Source organism: Pseudoalteromonas sp. SG43-1 (assembly GCF_014164415.1).
Classification (GTDB): Bacteria; Pseudomonadota; Gammaproteobacteria; order Enterobacterales; family Alteromonadaceae; genus Pseudoalteromonas; species Pseudoalteromonas distincta.
The window spans coordinates 1-1,180 of the sequence record NZ_JACJFD010000064.1 but is presented as its reverse complement, the minus strand read 5'-3'; the positions used below and the strand labels follow the sequence as shown (position 1 = coordinate 1,180).

At 45.1% G+C, this 1,180-nt stretch carries 1 protein-coding gene; it reads left to right on the top strand.

Annotation, left to right across the window (positions count from 1 at the left end; all coding sequences use genetic code 11):
* On the top strand, window positions 1–1,180 hold a 1,180-nt coding region (gene tuf, locus H5159_RS20710; RefSeq protein ID WP_154904299.1), incomplete at its 3' end, for an elongation factor Tu.

The following is a 1,180-nucleotide window of genomic DNA, read 5'->3' as shown; positions in this document are numbered from 1 at the left end:
ATGGCAAAAGAAAAGTTTGAACGCGTAAAACCGCACGTAAACGTTGGTACAATCGGCCACGTTGACCACGGTAAAACTACACTAACTGCAGCAATCACTAACGTACTTGCAAAAGTATACGGCGGTGTTGCTAAAGATTTCGCATCAATCGACAACGCTCCAGAAGAGCGCGAACGTGGTATCACTATTTCAACGTCTCACGTTGAATACGATACTCCTACACGTCACTACGCACACGTAGATTGTCCTGGTCACGCCGATTATGTTAAAAACATGATCACTGGTGCTGCTCAAATGGACGGCGCGATCTTAGTAGTTGCTGCGACAGATGGCCCTATGCCACAAACGCGTGAGCACATCCTTCTTTCTCGTCAGGTTGGCGTTCCTTACATCATCGTATTCATGAACAAATGTGACATGGTTGATGACGAAGAGCTACTTGAACTAGTAGAAATGGAAGTTCGTGAACTTCTTTCTGAATACGATTTCCCAGGTGATGACTTACCTCTAATCGCTGGTTCTGCGCTTAAAGCGTTAGAAGGCGAGAAAGAGTGGGAAGATAAGATTGTTGAGCTTGCAAACGCACTTGATTCTTACATCCCAGAGCCAGAGCGTGACATCGATAAGCCATTCATCATGCCTATCGAAGACGTTTTCTCAATCCAGGGTCGTGGTACTGTTGTAACTGGTCGTGTTGAAGCTGGTATCATCCGCATCAATGACGAAGTAGAAATTGTTGGTATCAATGATACAACTCGTTCTACTTGTACTGGTGTTGAAATGTTCCGTAAGCTTCTTGACGAAGGTCGTGCTGGTGAGAACATTGGTGCACTTCTACGTGGTACTAAGCGTGAAGACGTTGAACGTGGTCAAGTACTAGCTAAGCCTGGTTCAATCAACCCACATACTACATTCACTTCAGAAGTATACGTACTTTCTAAAGATGAAGGTGGTCGTCATACTCCATTCTTCAAAGGTTACCGTCCACAGTTCTACTTCCGTACAACTGACGTAACTGGTGACGTACAGTTACCAGAAGGCGTAGAAATGGTAATGCCTGGTGATAACATCAAGATGACAGTAACTCTAATCGCACCAATCGCGATGGATGAAGGTCTTCGTTTTGCTATCCGTGAAGGTGGTCGTACTGTAGGTGCTGGTGTTGTAGCAACTATCGTAG